Origin of the sequence: Myxococcus virescens, assembly GCF_900101905.1 — a bacterium.
Taxonomy (GTDB): domain Bacteria; phylum Myxococcota; class Myxococcia; order Myxococcales; family Myxococcaceae; genus Myxococcus; species Myxococcus virescens.
The window spans coordinates 12775-28870 of sequence record NZ_FNAJ01000027.1; the positions used below are offsets into that span (position 1 = coordinate 12775).

21 protein-coding genes are annotated in these 16096 nt (G+C 69.1%); 20 read left to right on the plus strand and 1 reads right to left on the minus strand.

The annotated features are described in order from the left end of the window. Positions 1-2 precede the first annotated feature (2 nt). The 11 genes from BLU09_RS36260 to BLU09_RS36305 are packed head-to-tail and all read left to right on the plus strand — an operon-like array spanning position 3 to position 7018. A complete protein-coding gene (locus tag BLU09_RS36260; RefSeq protein ID WP_090495768.1) occupies positions 3-380 on the plus strand; it encodes a hypothetical protein in 378 nt (125 codons plus the stop codon). Position 381: 1 nt separating this feature from the next. After that, on the plus strand, positions 382-1020 hold the full coding sequence (locus BLU09_RS36265) for a hypothetical protein (RefSeq protein ID WP_090495720.1): 639 nt from the start codon (positions 382-384) through the stop codon (positions 1018-1020). Next, positions 1020-1544 carry a hypothetical protein gene (locus BLU09_RS36270; RefSeq protein ID WP_090495721.1) on the plus strand — a complete coding sequence of 175 codons (525 nt, stop codon included), beginning with the start codon at positions 1020-1022 and terminating at the stop codon, positions 1542-1544. The genes BLU09_RS36265 and BLU09_RS36270 overlap by 1 nt, the downstream gene beginning before the upstream one ends. Further along, complete coding sequence (locus BLU09_RS36275) at positions 1541-1849, plus strand: hypothetical protein (protein WP_090495722.1); 309 nt, start codon at positions 1541-1543, stop codon at positions 1847-1849. Before BLU09_RS36270 ends, BLU09_RS36275 begins: the two co-directional genes overlap by 4 nt. Further along, positions 1846-2487, plus strand: a complete 642-nt coding sequence (locus tag BLU09_RS36280; protein ID WP_090495723.1) for a hypothetical protein — start codon at positions 1846-1848, stop codon at positions 2485-2487. Before BLU09_RS36275 ends, BLU09_RS36280 begins: the two co-directional genes overlap by 4 nt. Positions 2488-2494: 7 nt before the next feature. Continuing rightward, positions 2495-3100, plus strand: a complete 606-nt coding sequence (locus tag BLU09_RS36285; RefSeq protein ID WP_090495724.1) for a hypothetical protein — start codon at positions 2495-2497, stop codon at positions 3098-3100. Then, positions 3100-4002, plus strand: coding sequence for an IPT/TIG domain-containing protein (locus BLU09_RS36290; RefSeq protein WP_090495725.1), 903 nt, complete (start codon positions 3100-3102; stop codon positions 4000-4002). Before BLU09_RS36285 ends, BLU09_RS36290 begins: the two co-directional genes overlap by 1 nt. Next, positions 3999-4331 carry a hypothetical protein gene (locus BLU09_RS38985; RefSeq protein ID WP_167371229.1) on the plus strand — a complete coding sequence of 111 codons (333 nt, stop codon included), beginning with the start codon at positions 3999-4001 and terminating at the stop codon, positions 4329-4331. The genes BLU09_RS36290 and BLU09_RS38985 overlap by 4 nt, the downstream gene beginning before the upstream one ends. Continuing rightward, entirely contained in the window at positions 4328-5863 is a 1536-nt protein-coding gene (locus BLU09_RS36295) for a phage tail sheath protein (protein ID WP_167371230.1), read from the plus strand. The genes BLU09_RS38985 and BLU09_RS36295 overlap by 4 nt, the downstream gene beginning before the upstream one ends. Further along, positions 5817-6545, plus strand: a complete 729-nt coding sequence (locus tag BLU09_RS36300; protein ID WP_244172343.1) for a phage tail sheath family protein — start codon at positions 5817-5819, stop codon at positions 6543-6545. Before BLU09_RS36295 ends, BLU09_RS36300 begins: the two co-directional genes overlap by 47 nt. An 11-nt stretch (positions 6546-6556) precedes the next feature. After that, positions 6557-7018 carry a phage tail protein gene (locus BLU09_RS36305; protein ID WP_090495727.1) on the plus strand — a complete coding sequence of 154 codons (462 nt, stop codon included), beginning with the start codon at positions 6557-6559 and terminating at the stop codon, positions 7016-7018. 151 nt (positions 7019-7169) lie between these two features. Here BLU09_RS36305 and BLU09_RS36310 read toward each other — a convergent pair whose 3' ends face one another. Further along, the gene (locus tag BLU09_RS36310; protein WP_090495728.1) at positions 7170-7499 is read right to left on the minus strand and encodes a hypothetical protein; all 330 of its coding nucleotides are present in this window, start codon (positions 7497-7499) and stop codon (positions 7170-7172) included. A gap of 208 nt (positions 7500-7707) precedes the next feature. Between BLU09_RS36310 and BLU09_RS36315 the strand changes: the two genes are divergently transcribed. The 9 genes from BLU09_RS36315 to BLU09_RS39670 all read left to right on the plus strand — a co-directional run bounded on the left by BLU09_RS36315 (position 7708) and on the right by BLU09_RS39670 (position 16094). Continuing rightward, entirely contained in the window at positions 7708-8481 is a 774-nt protein-coding gene (locus BLU09_RS36315; RefSeq protein WP_090495729.1) for a T4 family baseplate hub assembly chaperone, read from the plus strand. A 191-nt stretch (positions 8482-8672) separates the two neighbouring features. Then, on the plus strand, positions 8673-11366 hold the full coding sequence (locus tag BLU09_RS36325; protein WP_090495731.1) for a phage tail tape measure protein: 2694 nt from the start codon (positions 8673-8675) through the stop codon (positions 11364-11366). A gap of 14 nt (positions 11367-11380) precedes the next feature. Then, a complete protein-coding gene (locus tag BLU09_RS36330; RefSeq protein ID WP_090495732.1) occupies positions 11381-11890 on the plus strand; it encodes a CIS tube protein in 510 nt (169 codons plus the stop codon). Further along, on the plus strand, positions 11890-12231 hold the full coding sequence (locus BLU09_RS36335; RefSeq protein WP_090495733.1) for a LysM peptidoglycan-binding domain-containing protein: 342 nt from the start codon (positions 11890-11892) through the stop codon (positions 12229-12231). The genes BLU09_RS36330 and BLU09_RS36335 overlap by 1 nt, the downstream gene beginning before the upstream one ends. Next, positions 12228-13511 (plus strand): phage late control D family protein, encoded by a 1284-nt coding sequence (locus BLU09_RS36340; protein ID WP_090495734.1) that lies wholly within the window; start codon positions 12228-12230, stop codon positions 13509-13511. The genes BLU09_RS36335 and BLU09_RS36340 overlap by 4 nt, the downstream gene beginning before the upstream one ends. A 10-nt stretch (positions 13512-13521) precedes the next feature. Then, positions 13522-14100, plus strand: coding sequence for a phage baseplate assembly protein V (locus BLU09_RS36345; RefSeq protein WP_090495735.1), 579 nt, complete (start codon positions 13522-13524; stop codon positions 14098-14100). Between the two features lie 8 nt (positions 14101-14108). Further along, complete coding sequence (locus tag BLU09_RS36350) at positions 14109-14783, plus strand: hypothetical protein (protein WP_090495736.1); 675 nt, start codon at positions 14109-14111, stop codon at positions 14781-14783. Positions 14784-14793: 10 nt separating this feature from the next. After that, positions 14794-15174 (plus strand): GPW/gp25 family protein, encoded by a 381-nt coding sequence (locus BLU09_RS36355; protein ID WP_090495737.1) that lies wholly within the window; start codon positions 14794-14796, stop codon positions 15172-15174. Between the two features lie 401 nt (positions 15175-15575). Next, a complete protein-coding gene (locus tag BLU09_RS39670; RefSeq protein ID WP_244172344.1) occupies positions 15576-16094 on the plus strand; it encodes a hypothetical protein in 519 nt (172 codons plus the stop codon). Positions 16095-16096: the final 2 nt, after the last annotated feature.

The following is a 16096-nucleotide window of genomic DNA, read 5'->3' on the forward strand; positions in this document are numbered from 1 at the left end:
CCATGGACAACACCTATCTCGTCCGACTGAAGGCCTACGACGCGCGCCGCGGCCACGTGCTGCGGCGCTACACGTATGCCGGCATCAAGTTTCAAGAGGAACGCGGGTGGTACCGGGTGGAGAAGCCGGTGGCCGACTACCTGCGCACCGTGCACCAACTCCCCGGCGACGCCTACTCGCCGCTCGCCTTCGACGTGAGTACGGACGCCGAGGCGAAGGCCCTCGACGCGGCCGAGGCCGATGAGGCCAAGGTGAAGCGCAACGCCAGCGACGAGCTGAAGCTGAGTGCGGCGCGGCCCGCCGGCACGCTGACGACGGAGGACTTGCCGAAGGCCACCGAGGAGAAGGACACGCGCCGCGCCAAGCGGGAGAAGGACTGACGTGTACGCCACGGTGGCCGACATGCGCGCCGAGGGCGTCACACCGGCCATGGCGGGCGACACCCGCCTGGCCGTCCTCCTGGAAGAGGCCACCCGCACCATCGACAAGGTGACGGGGTGGTACTTCGAGCCGCGCTCGGCGACGTTGCACCTCGACGGGCGCGGCACTCCGTCCCTCTGGCTGCCGGTGCCGCCCATTCGCCTCTACCGCTTGGCGCTGTACGGGGCGGACGTGTCCTTCTCCAAGGAGCGCCTGGTGGTGGTGGGTGCCCCGGTGGGCCCGGGCTTCGACGGGCCCCGCCTCACCTTCCGCCATGGGCGCGTCTTCCCGCGTGGCGAGGGCAACGTCATCGTCGGCGCCCGGTGGGGCTACACCGAGGCGGACGGGACGTCAGAGGGGTGCACGCCGCCCGCCATCCGCCGGGCATGCATGCTCCTCGTCCTGCGAAGCCTCTCGCCGCTGGCGGACGAAGCCTCCCTGGAGGAGCGCACGCGCTGGCGGGTGGTGGAGGAGCGGACGCGCGAGCAGAGCTACCGCCTCGACAGTGTCCGCCCCACGGTGCGGCCTCTCACCGGAGAGCCGGAGGTGGACCTCTTGCTCTCGCCCTACGTGAAGCCTTCCTTGCCCGGAGCGGCCTGATGAGGGGCAGGCTCATCTTCCCCTTCCTCGCGGAACTGCACCGCTTGGACACCGCCGCCATGGCGGGCCCCGGCCCGGGCCTCCATGCCAGCGGGTACGACGCGGACTTCCGCGAGCCGGTACTCGAGGACGCGGACGACGACGGCCTGGCCGAAGCCTTCCGTCGCGAATTTCCGCCCGTGCGTGTCCCCTGCCAGGTGGAGCCGGATGCCTTTGAGTCATTGCGCATGACTCCTTCCGGCAACAGCCCCCGGACGAGCTTCGAGCTCGTCTTCCACTTCCGCGACTTGGAGCGCCTCGGCCTCGTCGACGCGGCCACGGGCGACGCCCTCATCCGCCCCAGCGACAGGCTGGGCGCTCTCTACGACGTCGCGGGCGCCCTCGTGCAGGCCGTGAGGACGCCTCCCGGGCTCTACGTGACGGAGGCGCGCCCCATCGGCTTCGGCCTCCACCGCCGGAGTCCTCGCCGAAACCTCCTTCTCGTCACCTTCAACGACAGGCCCCAAGCCCGAGGACTCGCATGAAAGCACTCCTACTCACTCCACTTCTCGCCACCGCCTTCCTCCCTCGCTGCCTCGCGCCGGACGGCTGCGCGCCAGTGTCCACGCGCTGCGCCGGCAACGTCGCCGAAATCTGCAACGGCGACGGCAACTGGCAGACGCTGGCCGACTGCGACGCCGTCAGCGAGCACAGCAGCGCCGCCTTCACCTGCGCCTACGTCAACGAGGAGGGCGTAGCCGGCCACACCTGCCTGCCCACCACCGTTGACGCGGGCACCTTCGACGCCGGCACCGTGGACGCCGGTGCCACGGAAGGCGGTGTCCTGTGAAGGGCTACCTTCAGTCTCTCCCCGGCGTGGGCGGCCTCTTCCAGCGCGACATCCAGCCTGCCGAGGTGTGGGCCTTCTGGAAGTACATGCAGGAGCGCTTCCGCACGAAGACGGCCAACAAGGCCGACTCCCTCGAAATGCAGCTTGCGGCCGAGGCCCTGCAGCGCATGGGCATCCTCGACAGGCAGCGATTCCTCGAGCGCTACGCCACCACCGTGGGCCGCACCCTCTACCTGCCCTTCGAGGTGGGCGTGCCGAAGGGCGGCTGGGACTTGTGGGCCCAGGTGGTGGTGTGCGTCCACGAGCACCAGCACGTCGTCCAGCATGACGAGGAGGGGCCCAGCTACGAGCTGGCCTACCTCACCAGCCCCGCCGCTCGGGCCAGGTACGAGGCCGAGGCGTCCACCTGCAACCTGGAGCTGCACTACTGGCGCTACGGCACCCTGCCCGCCGTGCGGCCCATGGCCGAGGGACTCAAGCACTACGGCTGCCGGCCGGAGGACGTCGAAGTCGCCGCGCACACCCTGGCCCTCACCTCGGTGTCCGTCCGCCACGGCGCGGTGGTGAGCAAGGCCACGCAGGTGGCCCTCGAGTGGCTCAACTCGCACGTCCCCCACCTGCGGGCGAAGCAGGGCTGAGGCGTCCATGGCCGTCTCGCGCACCGGAGACTGGGCACGGGCCCGCCAGTTGCTGACGGCGGGCTCGTCGCGCCTTGAAGGGGCGTTGCAGACGGCTCTGCGCCAGGAGGCGCACGCCCTGCGCAACGAGGTGGTGAAGGGCCTCACCCAGCAGGCGCCGGGTGGCGAGCCGCTCCGCCCGCCTTCCCCGCTGACGTTGGCGGCGCGCCAGCTCGCGGGCTTCAAAGGGACGAAGGCCCTCCTCGTCTCCGGCGCGCTGCGCAACTCAATCCGTGTCGTCGTGGAGGGCGACAAGGCCTTCATCGGCGTGTCGCGCACCGCGAAGAGTCCGGACGGCGAGTCCCTCGTCGACGTCGCCCAGCTCCAGGAGTACGGCGGCCCGCCCGTCGTCATCCCCATGACGCCGAAGATGCGGCGCTTCCTCTTCGCGCTGCTGCGCCAGGCCGGACTGGCCGGCCAGTCGCGCACCGGCGGGAGCGGGCGCGGCGTCATTGTGACGCAGACGCCCGCGCGGCCCTTCCTGCGGCCGGCCTTCGCGAAGTTCCGCCAGGGCGCCAGCCGCCGCTTCCTCGCGCGCGTAGCGAAGGAGCTGGGCCTCGGAGGGCCAGGGTAATGGCCATCCCCTCCCTCACCTCGGTGGCGCCCTCCTCGGGCCCCACCAGCGGCGGAGACATTCTCCGCCTCGCGGGCACGGGCTTCGCCGCGCGGGTGGCCGTGCGACTGGGCGGGCTGCACGCGGAGGTCCTCTCTGTCCGTGAGGAGACGGGAACTGCCTACGTGGACGTGCGGACGCCCATGCATGAGGTGGGCACCGTCGACGTGGAGCTGCTCAACCTCTCCGCGGACGGACGCCCCATTCCAGGCGAGGGCGCTGTCCTCCCTGGGGCCTACCGCTACCTGCGCCCGCGCGTCGCGAAGGAAGCGACGCTCACCCGCCTCGTGCGCACCTTGCTGCGCGAGCTGAAGCGCCAGGTGGTGGCCAACGTCAGCGCCAGCATCTCCGTCGACTACGACGACACGATGGCGGACGGCCTCAACGTCATCGCCATCGCCTCGCTGCCCTCAGTGGTGCTGTCAGGCCCCACGCTGCGCGAGAGTCGTCGCTACTCCACCAACGTCCTTCACGAGGACGTCGTGCAGGGCCCCTCCGGCGCGGAGCTGGTGCGCAGGCGCCCCGCGTACACGGTGGACTTGGCCTTCACCCTCACGGCGGCCTCCAACCGCACCGCCGAACTCTTCAACCTCATGGCCGCCGTGGCCACCTTCCTCAACCGCAACCGCTGGCTCTCCATGGCCCGGGACGCGGAGGACGCCTCGCGCGGCACCGTCCGCTGGGAAATGGACGCGGACGGCGAAGTGCGCACGCAGCTCGGCAGCCGCGATGACGTGCGCGCCTTCACCTGGGGCCTGGTGGTGCGCGGCTTCGACGTCGACGAGGGCCTGCCTCTCGACATCGGCAAGGCCGTCGCTGGGACGCACCTCGAAACGGACTCACTCCCTGGAGGCACCACATGAGTGTCACCCTTACCAATACCCTGGGCAGGCTCGTCACCTTCCTGCTGCCTCATGAGTCGTACTGCGCAGCGCGCGGCGCGTGCGCCTGCGGCGTGCAGCCTGGCCGTGGAGGCCGGCGCCTGCCCTCCTCCCTCACCCTGGCCACGGGCGTGTCGCTGGTGGACGTGCCCGAGGCGGCCCTCTCCGTGCCCGCTGTGGCCGCTGCCATCCGCCGGGGCGAAGTCACCCTGAAGCGCCAAGCCCCCTCCGCCCCGCCGTCCTCTCCATCCCTCCTCCCCGCGCCGGAAGCGTCCGCGCGCGTGTCCCGGAAGAAGCGAGGTGCCTCGTGAGTCGTGAGCTGCTGTCGTCGAAAATCGTGGTTGAGGAGGAGGAGCCGCAGGTCCGCGGAATTCCTTCCGCGCCCACCTCGGTGGCGGGTGCCGTAGGCCTTGCGGAGCGCGGCCCCATCGGCCAGGCCGTGCTGTGCACCTCCTTCGAAGAGTACCAAGCCACCTTCGGCGGCTTCACGCCGGACTCGGACTTGGCCCTCGCCGCCATGGGCTTCTTCGAGAATGGCGGCAGCAACCTCTGGGTGGTGCGCACCGCCCACTACGAGGACGCGTCCATCCCCGAGTCGCACACGGCCACGCGTGCGGCGGCGGCCCTCACCACGGGTGGCGGGCCGACGCCCGCTGTCGTACGCGGCACCATGCGGCCTCCCTTCACGTTGGCCGACGGCCAGCGACTGGGCGTGTCCGTCAACGGCTCCGAGGCGGTGGACGTCGTCTTCTCCGGCGTCGCGGCTTCCGTCTCTGCGGGGCGCCCTGGGCCCTATGCCCTCACCGCCGGCCAGGCGCTCCGCGTGCGCGTCGACGCCGGGCGGGACGTCTTCATCCCCTTCGCCGAGGGGGACTTCGACGACATCGCCCAGGCCACCGCCCAGGAGGTGGCCGCCGTCCTCAACGCCGGACTCGTTGGGGGCCGCGCCCTCGTGGAAGACGGTGTGCTGAGAATCGCCAGCGACACACAGGGCGCCGCCAGCCGCCTGGAGGTGGGCGACGAGGTGGCTGGCGACGTCTTCGGCTTCCCCGGTGGCCCCCAGGTGGGGAGCGGCAACGTCCAGAGTCTGCGCGCCGTCGAGTTGATGGAGGTGCGTGCTCTCGTCGAGGCGGCGGTGGCTGGTGTCCGCGTGGCGCCATCCTCCCTGGGGGCCCTGCAGTTGCTCACCCAGTCCACGGGCCCTGGCGCCTCCCTGCATGTGCAGGGAGACGCGGCCTCCGGGCTCGGACTGGACGCGATGCTGCACACAGGCGACGCCTCCGGCGACATCGACGTCCTTCTCCTAGAGGCCAAGGACGCGGGTGCCTACGCCAACCGCCTCGAGGTGGAGGTGCGTCCCTCCACCAACGGTGCCCCCGACACCTTCGACGTCCTCGTCCTTGAGGACGGCGCCTACCGCGAGTCCTTCCCCAACCTCTCCTCGTCCGGGGACGACGCACGCTACGCCGAGCGCGTCCTCAATGACGAGCGCACCGGCTCTTCCTACGTCCGGGCCTTCATGGTGCAACCCGGCGCCTTCCCCGACGAGCAGACGGTGGCACTCACAGGCGGTACCGACGGCCTCGTCGGCTTGGACGACACGGACTTCATCGGCTCGGAGGCCGGCGGGAGCGGTCTTTTACGCGCTCGACGAAGTGCAGGACCTCACGCTTCTCCTGGTCCCCGGCCGGGCGACGCCTGCCGTGCACAACGCCATGGTGCGCTACTGCGAGGTGGCGAGAGGCGGCCTGGTGTTCGCCATTCTCGACTCGCCCGCGGGCTACAGGGCGGCGGACATGGTGTCCTACGTCTCGCAGGAGGCGGCTCTCGAAGGACTGTCTGAGCACGCGGCCATCTACTGGCCCCGCGTGAAGGTGCTCAACCCCTCCCGCGGCGTCTTCGGCAACGTCGCGCAGCTCGCCGTCCCGCCCTCCGGCATCATCGCTGGCGTCTTCGCTCGCAACGACGCTGCGCGTCCCGGCGGGGTGTATGAAGCCTCCGCGGGCATCGAAGCCGGGCGCATGTTCGGCGTCCTCGGCTTCGAGTCCAAGGAGTGCCTCGACGAGAAGAAGCGGGACATCGTCTACCCCCGCCGCATCAACCCGCTCACCACGGGGCCCGGCCTGCCGCGCTTCATCGACGGCAGCCGCACGCTGAAGGCCAGCGGGAACTTCCCCTACGTCGCCGAGCGACGCGGGGTGTCCTTCATCGAGCGCAGCCTCAAGGCGGGCCTGCAGTTCGCCCGGCACCGCAACAACACGGAAGGGCTGCGCGCCCAGGTGCGGCGCTCTATCGCCACCTTCCTCCTCGCGCAGATGAAGAACGGGGCCTTCCGCAGCCAGGAGCCCGCCAAGGCCTTCTTTGTCGACGTGTCAGACGCGTTGAACCCGCCGTCCGTCGTCTTCGCCGGAAAGCTGGTGGCACGCATCGGGCTCGCCACCAACAAGCCGGCCGAGTTCATCGTCTTGCGCATCGCCCAGGACACCCGCGCCCTCGAAGCCGAGCTGGCTTCAGCGGGCCTGTGAGGAACATCTCCATGGCCATCATCGGACAGCCGCGCAGCTTTCATAAGCGCTTCAAATTCTTGTGCGAGGTGGACGGCCTCGGGCACTCCGGTTTCCAGAAGTGCAGCGAGTTGTCCGTCGAAGTCGCCAACGTCCAGTACTTCGAGGGCGGCAGCCTCATCCCCAACAAGTCCCCGGGGCGCCTCACCTTCTCCGACGTCACGTTGGAGAGAGGCGCCACGCAGGACCACCAGCTCTTCGACTGGTTCCAGGACGTCGTCCATACCGCCAGCGGATTGGGCCTGCCGGACAGCCTCTACAAGCGCAACCTCGACATCGTCCAGCAAGACAGGGACGGCACCACGCTGCGCCGGTGGAGCCTCTCCCGCGCATGGCCGGTGAAGTTCGTCGCGGGCGAATGGGACAACGAGAGTGACGAGAACGTCATCGAGTCCGTCACCCTCACCTACGACTTCTTCGAGTTGGCCAAGTAGGACTCAGCCAGCGACGTCGTCCCCATGGGCCTTGCACGCGGGCGGGCGCTCCCTAGAGGTAGCGCCCGCTCCGCCCATTGGCGAACACGCTCATTCACGAGCGTGACTTCGGCGCGGCAAGGACGCCCGCCCATTCCTTCTCGATGCCCTTTCACTTGGGCTCGGAAGGTGCGGGGACGCAGGAATAGTGGTCGCTAATCTCGCCGTTGGTCATCGTTCGCGAAGTCCAGCAGGCGAAGTAGTGACGTTTACCACAACCGCTCGCCTCGAAGACGTCGTAGCCCGAGCCGGACTGGTACGGATTCTTGGAGATTTCGCCCCAGTTGAGTTCTCTCCGCGCCGTGACAGCGACCTCTGCTGCGGGGCACTCGTACATCTTGCTGAACTTGTCGCGAATCTTCGGCTCGGGACGATTGCAGGCCAGCAAACCGAACGCCAAGGCAGCAAGGTACCAACGCCCCCTTAAATCAAGCTCGTGCATGACCCGATGCTAATCTGGCCTTCCACGGAGAATCACGAAGTTCCGATGACAGGTACGCGCTGCTCCGTCCCACAGCAGCGCGAAGCTCCTGCACTGGTTCTCGTGCGGAGATAACCGTTCACGGCTGGTCGCCCCCCTGAGTGGGTGCTGCGTCTGTCGATGTCCCCGATTAGCCGTCCAAAGCCTTTGTCCTTCGTGGAGGAAGGACATGGCGAACATCATCTCATGCCCCTCGGGGCTGACAGGCCGTATTCGGGGAATGCGAGTGCGGGAGGAGCGCGTCCTCGCGGACAGGAAACTGGCGAAGAGCGGCGGCCAAGTGGATGAGCTGCTCTCCGCGTGCTGGGAAGAGCTGCTGGAGGCAGGCCCCTACGCCTTTGCCGACGGGAAGGTGGATTGGGGCCAGGTGCTTCAGGGGGACCGCTTCTATGCACTCCTCCAGGTGCGCGTCCTCACCTACGGCCCCGAGTACGCCTTCGCCGTCCCCTGCCAGAATGCAGCCTGCCGCGCCCGCATCGACTGGGAGCTGGACTTGAGGCAGCTTCCGGTGCGCGCCCTCTCGGACACCAGCCGCGCCTGCTTCGTCGCCGGTAACCGCTTCGAGACGACGCTGCCGGACGCCGGCACGCGCGTGCGCTTCAAGCTGCTGACGGGTGAGGACGAGCGGCGCCTGCCTCAGCTCCAACGCGCCACGCCCGAGAAGCTGCTGTCCTCCGTCCTCGCCTACCGGGTGCTGGACGTTGACGGCGTGGACGCGCGCGACAAGCGCCGCTTCCTCGAAGACTTGAGCCTGCGCGACGCCGACTTCCTCGTCGACGAGTTCGACCGCGTCGACTGCGGCGTGGACACCACCCTCGAAGTCGAGTGCCCCGAGTGCTTCATGCGACAGGAGGTGGAGCTCCCTTTCGACCGGGGCTTCTTCCTCCCGGGGACGCAGCGGACAACGAGGCGACGGGAGCGCTCCACCTCTTCCCCGGCGTGACACTGGAGACGTGGCGCGAGGGCCTCTTCCAATTGTGCTGGCACCAGCACGGGGGCAGCGGCCTCGCAGTGCCTCTCGGTGACGCGCTGGAGCTGCCCACCTCGGACAGGGATTGGTTCCTCGAGCGCATTGGCCAGCAACGCAGTCGCGAGGCGAAGGCCTTGGAGAAGTCCGCGAAGCGGAGGTAGCGCGTGCTCAACAACCTCGGCCTGGGCTTCGTCTTCACGGCGCGGGACCTGGCCTCTGGCACCTTTCAGGGCGTGGAGCGCAACTTCATGAGCCTGGACAGGCGCGTAGGGTTGGGCACCGCGCGCATTGAAACCGCCTTTCAGCGGCTCGGCGTCGCCATGGCCATCTTCACGGCCGGCGCCGTCACCGTGGGCGCATCCCTCTCGCTGGCCAACGTTGCCGGCCAGTTCGAGCAAGCCCTGGCGGGCGTGGCCGCCGTCTCCGGCGCCTCGGCCGAGGTGCTCGGGCAACTTCGTGACGCGGCCATCCAAGCCAGCCTCGCCACGCAATTCACGCCCACCGAGTCCGTGCTGGGCCTTCGCGAGCTCACCCAGGCCGGCTTCACCGCCGCTGAGTCCATGGATTTGCTGCTACCGGTGTTGGACCTGGCGGGTGGCTCGCTGGGAGAGCTGACACCCCAGGGCGCAGCGGGCCTCGCGTCGCAGGCGATGAAGGCCTTCGGCATCTCCACCGACAAGGCCGCCATCTCCGTCGACCAAATGCTCCAGGCAGTCAACGTCTTCGCCCTCAGCGCGAATGAGTTGCCCCTGGCCCTCGGCACCGCCGCGCGCGGCGCACAGGCCCTCAACCAGTCCCTGCCCGAGACACTCATCGCCCTCGGCCTCGTGAAGAACGTCGTCCCCGGCGTGGAGCGCGCGTCCACCGCCGTCGCCGTGGCCATGGAGCGCATGGCGGACCCGCAGGTGCAAGCGCACCTGCGCGGCCTGGGTGTTGCCGTCACCGACTCCAAAGGCAACTTCCTCTCCTTCCTCGGCATCCTCGACAAGCTGTCGCCCGCCCTCGAGCGCATGACGGCGGCGCAGCGCTCCGCCTTCCTCTTGAAGGCCTTCGGCCGCGAGGCGCTTGGCGGCGTGAATGCCATCCTCACGCAGTTCACCAATGGCATTCGCAAGGACACTGGAGAAGTCGTCCGCGGCGCCGAGGCCCTCAAGTACCTGCGCGATGAGTTCGAAAATGCGGGCGGCACGGCCACGAAGTTCCGTGAGCAGATGCTGGACACGTTTCAGGGCCAGAAGACGCTGCTCGCCGGCAACCTGGAGACGCTCGCCATCGTCCTCGGGGAGCCCTTCAGTCAGGTGTTGAAGCCCCTCGTCACCCTCGTCGCCAGCGCGGTGCAGCAGGTGCTGGGTGTCTTCCAGGCCCTGCCCGGCCCGGTGAAGCGAGCCTTCGCAGCCTTCGCTCTCGGGGCTGGTGCCCTGGTTTCCCTCGTCGGCGCTGTCATCGCCGCGAAGGTGGGCCTGGCGCTGCTGGTGGTGGGCCTCAAGGTGCTGGGCCTCACCCTGGGCAGCCTCCTGGCCACGGTGCTTCCGGCGGTAGCCGCTGTCGTCCTCCTGGGTGTCGCCGTGGCCGGCCTCGCCTATGCCTTCCGTCACAACCTCGGGGGCCTGGGCGACTTCGCGCGGCGTGTGCAGGAGCAGGTGACGCTCGCCTTCCGAGGCCTCGTCCAGTTCTTCGAGGACGGGGGCTTCTCCGGCGCGGTGCGGGAGGAGTTGGGCCGGGCCGAGAATGCCGGGCTGAAGGACTTCCTCATCAACCTCTACCTGTGGGCCCACCGCGTCCACAGCTTCTTTTCCGGCCTCGCCGACGGATTCTCTTCCGGCATTGAGGCCGCGCGCCCCACCCTCGACGCCTTCCAGGCGACGCTTGGGCGGGTGGGCGAAGCGCTGGGCTTCCTCTCCGAGCGGGACGACGCGACCACGGCCGCTGCGAAGTTCGCCGCCTTCGGGGCCTCGGGCGCCACGGTGGGCCGCGCCCTCACCCGCGTCTTCGACTTCGTCGTCAGGGGCCTGACGGCCGCCGCGGAGGTGGTGGAGGGCCTGGCGGGCCAGTGGGGCTACATGAAGGCCGGCGTCGACGTCCTCCTCGGCAGCCTGGCGCACCTCGGCCGCGTCCTCGGCGGGGCCCTCTCGGGCCTCTTGGGCACCAACTCCGCCTTGCAGCAGGGCAGCAGTGGGTGGGCCCTCATGGGGCAAGCCATCGGGTTTGCCATCGGCAATATCACCACCGTCGTGGGCGTGCTGGTGTCCGCCGTCTCCCTCGCCGTGTCCGTGGTGGGGGGCGTCCTCAACGCGGCCCTGGCGGCCTTCTCCGGCATCGTCGACGTCTTCTGGGGCGTCGTCATGGCGCTCAGTGGCATCCTCACCGGCGACTGGGCCGAGGCGTGGACGGGGATGAAGCTCGTCGTCTTCGGCGTGGTGGACGCCATTTCCGGCGTCCTCCTGGAGTTGGTGGGCGCCATCCTCGGCGTCGTGGACGCGGTGGCGAGCCTCTTCGGCACGGACACCGGCCTCCAGCAGGCGCTACGCACGGCCCGACTGGGCCTCCACCGGGACTTGTCCGTCGCCTTCGGCCTCGACGACGCCACCGGCAGCGCCGCCACACCTGTGACTGCCGTCTCCTCGGCTTCGCCCACCTCGCCAGTGGATTGGCCCCTGGAGTCCTCGTCGATGCCGGCGGTGGCGGCCCTCCAGGCCTCGCTGCCCCAGCCCGAGGTGCTCTCCTCGCAGCCGGCTTCGCCTGCCAGCGCACCCGTCCTCGTGAGCGTCCAGGTGGACGGAGAGGTGCTGGCCCAGGCCACGGCGCGTGCCGAGAGGGACGCCGCCTCCCGCAGCTTCTCCCCCATGCCAGCGTACTGAAAGGCGGGCTCCACGTGTCCATCGCTGCCGGCCTCGCCCGTCCTCCTCGCTGCGTGCTGGTGAATGTCCTCACCGGTGAGGCCATGGAGTGCCTCTTCAACCCCACGCAGTTGGTAGAGAAGCTCCAGGTGAATTGGAACCGCCTGGCCGTACCGGGCCTGTCTCACCAGGTGCTCCAGTTTCAGGGCACCTCCAACCGACAGCTGGCAGGCGTGGAGTTCTACCTCGACGCCTTCGCCACGCAGCAGGCCGACACGTCCAACATCATGGCGTTCCGCGGCTTCCTGCGCGCCCTCACCGTGCCTCCGGCGGGTACTGAGGGTGTGCTGGCGACAGCGCCGCCGCGCGTCCTCATCCTCTGGCCCGGCGTCCTCACCGTGGAGTGCGTCGTCGCCAGCGTGGAGTTCCAGTACCGCCAGCTCGCCGTCGACGGACGCGTCCTCGTCTACACCGCCACCGTCACCTTCGAGGAGATTCTCGACACCCGTGTCACCTCCGAGCAGCTCCGTCAGGAGGTGCCGTAATGGCCCCTCACGCTGGCAGTCGCTATTCCTTCTCCCTCGGCCTGCGGGACGAGGCCGGCCACCTCTTCCTCTCCGAGAGAGTCCCCTACGGCTTCCAGCCGCACGTGGACACGCGCGTCCACCTCGTCGCCGAGGGCGACTCCCTCTGGGGCCTCGCCGGCCGCTACTTCGCGCCCCTCCCGCGCGCCTGCGGCTTCTGGTGGGCCATCGCCGACTTCCAGCCGGAGCCCATCATCGACGCGACGCTGGAGCTGGAGGCTGGGCGGCGCCTCTTCATCCCCTCACTGCGCGTCCTCACCGACGTCATCCTCAGCGAGCAGCGGCGGAGGGCCGGCGAATGACGCGCCCCCTCGACAGGAGCGCGCCTGGCGTGCGCCTCACACTGCTGGCACACGAGAGGGCTCGCGGCGGTGAGCCCCTCTCCCTTGAGGGCCGCGTCCTCGGCCTCACCTTCGAGGACTCGGCGACGAAGGCCGACAAGCTGTCCCTCCAGTTGGACAACTTCGACTTGGCCCTCTTCGACAGGGCGGAGCTGGTCGGCGGCGCGGTGCTGGAGGTGTCCTGGGGCTACCCGGGCCTCATGGCGCCTCCGCGACGAGTGGTGGTGAAGAAGCTGAAGGGCTTCCAGTTGCTCACCGTCGAGGGCCAGGCCCTCAGCGCCCTCATGCACCGCGAAGCGAAGACGCGCGCCTGGAAAGGCAAGACGCGCGCCCAGGTGGTGCGCGAGGTGGCCGCCGAGTACGGCTACGAGGAGGGCTCCGTCCACGTCGAGGACACCGGAGAGTCCTTCGACACCATCCACCAGGCCGGGGAGACGGATGCGCGTTTTCTCCGGCGCATGGCCGCGCGCGAGGAGTTTGAGTTCCACGTCGACGACAAGGGCCTCACCTTCGGCCCGCGCAACCAGGCCGCAGCGCCCGCCCAGGTGCTGTGGTGGTACGCGGACACAGGCCGAGGCGACATCCTCTCCGTCAACGTCGAGTCGGAGCTGGGCCGCCGCGTGGGCCAGGTGGGCGTCCGTGGCCGGGACGCCATGGCCAAGGCGAACATCGAAGCCCAGGCGAGCAGTGCCACCGTGGAGCGCACCACCCTCGCGGACTTCCTCGAGGTGGTGGACAAGCGCACGGGCACCACGTCGCTGCAGCTTCGCAACAGCACCACCAGCGTCCAGCCCACCTCGGCATCGACACCCGCTCAAGCCCAGCGCGAGTCCGCGGCCCGCTTCCGGCGGGCGGAAGCCGGCACTGTGAAGCTGTCCCTCCAGGTGGTGGGCAACCCCAGCTTGCGTGCGAAGTCCGTCGTGGAGGTGCGCGGCATCTCCAGCTTCCTGTCCGGGAAGTATTACGTCACCGAGGCGAAGCACGTCCTCTCCGCCTCCGGCTACACCTGCGAGTTGAAGCTGTCGCGTGACGGCACCGGACAGCGTCAGCAAGCCAGCGCCGAGAAGCAGGGACAGCCCCAGGGCGGACAACCCAACACCAGCGCACCCTCGACGACGGGGGCGCTGAAGGAAGTAGAGGCATTCGAGAAGCGTACCGGCACCCGGTACATCGAGTACCGCCGTGACGGGCAGCCCATCGGTGTCGAGGACCCGGAAGCCGGAATGAGTCTCCCCAGGTAGCGAGCCCACCATGAGCACCTTCGACGACGACATCCTCGCCCATGACACGCGCCTCCTCGGCATGTACGTGGGCTACGTCACCAGCCGCGACGACGAGGCGCAGCTCGGCCGCGTCCGCGTGTGCATCCCCGGCGTCCTTGAGCCCGAGTCCTCCTGGGCCTGGCCCTTGGGCACCTCCGGCGGCGGCGCCAAGGACACGGGCCTCTTCGCGGTGCCACACGTGGGCGCGGAGGTGGCCGTCTTCTTCAACATGGGCGACATCGACGCGCCCTACTACCTCAGCGCGCACTGGGGAAAGCCGGGCGGCCAGAGTGAGGTGCCCGAAGAGGCCCAGGTGTCTCCGCCCGACAACCGCGTCCTCGCCACGCCCACCTTCCGCGTCGAATTGGACGAGTCCGCGGGGAAGCGAAAGCTGAAGCTCACCAACCGGAAGACGGGCGACTGCCTCACCTTCGACGCGGAAACCAACTCCGTCACCCTGGAGGCCACCACCGCCCTCACCCTGCGCGCGGTGGGCGCCATCTCCCTGGAGGCGGCTCAAGTCACCATCGCCGGCCGCGTGGTGCGCCCCATCGCCGAGCCGATTTGAGGAAGCCCATGGCGCTGCCCATCTGCATCCACATCCCGCCGTTGCCCGAGGCGCCCACGCTCACCCTGCCTGGAGGCGCCACCTTGCAGCACCACCAGCTCCTGCAGGCCGTCCAGCCGGCGCTCGCGCCGCTTATGCCCATTTTCGACGTCATCGGCGCGGTGCTGGCACTCGTCGACGTCGTGAAGGCGATACCTGACGCACTGGGGCCGCCGCCGGACCCGACAGCCATCGCCGCAGCCCTGCCGAATCTGGCCGAGAAGGTGTCCAATCTGCTCCGCCTCGTCCCCCAGCTCTCGGTGCCCTACACCGTGGTGGGCGTCATCGACATTGTCCTGGGGGAGCTGGGCCAGGCGCGAAACCAGCTCGTCCACCTCCAGCAGCGACTGTCGAGCGTGGCACAGGCCCGGCTGCGCGCGGCCCAGCTTGGGGACGCCGGCCTCCTGTCGGTGGCAGGCTGCGCGGAGGCCAACGTCGCCCAGGAGGCCGCCAACGTCGGCAAGGCCCTGGCCGCCCTCTCCCAGCTCATGGCCCTCCTCAACGTCCTCCTGGGGCTGGTGGGCGGCCCCCAGGTGCCGGACTTCTCCAGCCTCGAGGGAAGCGCGCTGGAAGAGGCCATTGCGCCCCTCGACGCCATCGTCCGCACGCTGCAGCAGGTGCGCGCGGCCATCCCCGTTCCGTGAGGAGGACACCTTGAGCCAGCAACCGCGGAATCTCCTCGTCCCCTTCAGGAGAGACAGGAAGCAGGACTTCGCCGCGGGCACCGAGACCCAGTTGCTCGCCTCGAAGGTGAGGCAGGTGCTGCTGACGGAGGGCGCCACGCCACACTCCACCGGCGAGCTGCCCTGGCGCACCAGCTTCGGCGCGGGCCTCTCGCGCCTTCGCCACCAGCGCAACGACAGCGTGCTGGCGGAGCTGGTGCGCGTGTACGTCCGTGACGCCCTCGCCCGCTGGCTGCCTGGCGTCCAGCTCGTGCAAATCCGCGTCGAGCAGGAGGCGGCCACGCTGACGCTTCGTGTGCGCGTGCGAGAGGGTGACACGACAGCGGACTTGGAGGCGCCCCTCCCTGGCTGAGTGGCGCTCCAATCCCACGCATACAAGTGGACTTCTCCGAGCACCAGAGGGCTGTATGGCTCACCTCAAACGGAGCGCCTCACCCAATGAGCCGACAAACGAAATACATGGATGGCAAGGACTTCACCCTGCACTGGTGGGAAGCCAGCGGGCACATCTGCTTTTACAACGCACGAGGCGAAGTCAGCCGGCTTCCCATTCGACAACTCCAAGAGAAAGCAGTGAAGGTTGTTTGCCAGCATCCCTCCGGCATTCGCCTCATGCCCCTGGCGCGAGAGGTCCACAACCAACACCTCGAGGCTCCATTCGCCAGCATTCCTCCAGTCCTTCGCTCGCTCGGCCGCATTACCCACACGAATGTCATCAGCAGGCCCGAGCGCGGGCTCTTCGTCCCCATCAGAATGGGCGAACTCCAAGCCGCAGGGCCCGCTGCGCGCGAAGAGGAGTTCCTCCTGCCTCTCGCCACGTTCCTCGAGGGAGACGTGGAGGAACTCACCGCCGCAGTCCCCATGGGCAGCCAAGGCCTCGGCGGCCCCTGGGAGTTGCCGGACATCGTCGGCGTGTACCGGCGATGTGCGGGGGACTCCATTTCGTGGACTCCCGAAATCCTCGCAGTCGAAGTCAGGGGCACGACGAAGGACCTCCTCTCGGCCTATGGGCAGGCGACGGCCCACCAGCTCTTCGCCACGAAGACGTACCTCGCCCTGCCGCACACCCTCTCCTTCAACGACAAGCGGGAGCTGGTGGCGCGCTGCCAATTGCACGGCCTCGGCCTCATTCTCTTCGGGCCCAGTCCCCGGGACGAGTACACCGTCCTCGTCCCGGCTCGTAGATGCCCCCCGGCGCCAGACGAAGCACTCCGCTTCAGCGAGCGGCTGCGCGCGCAGGACGAGGAGAAGTTCCGCACCCTGTTCGGGTAGGG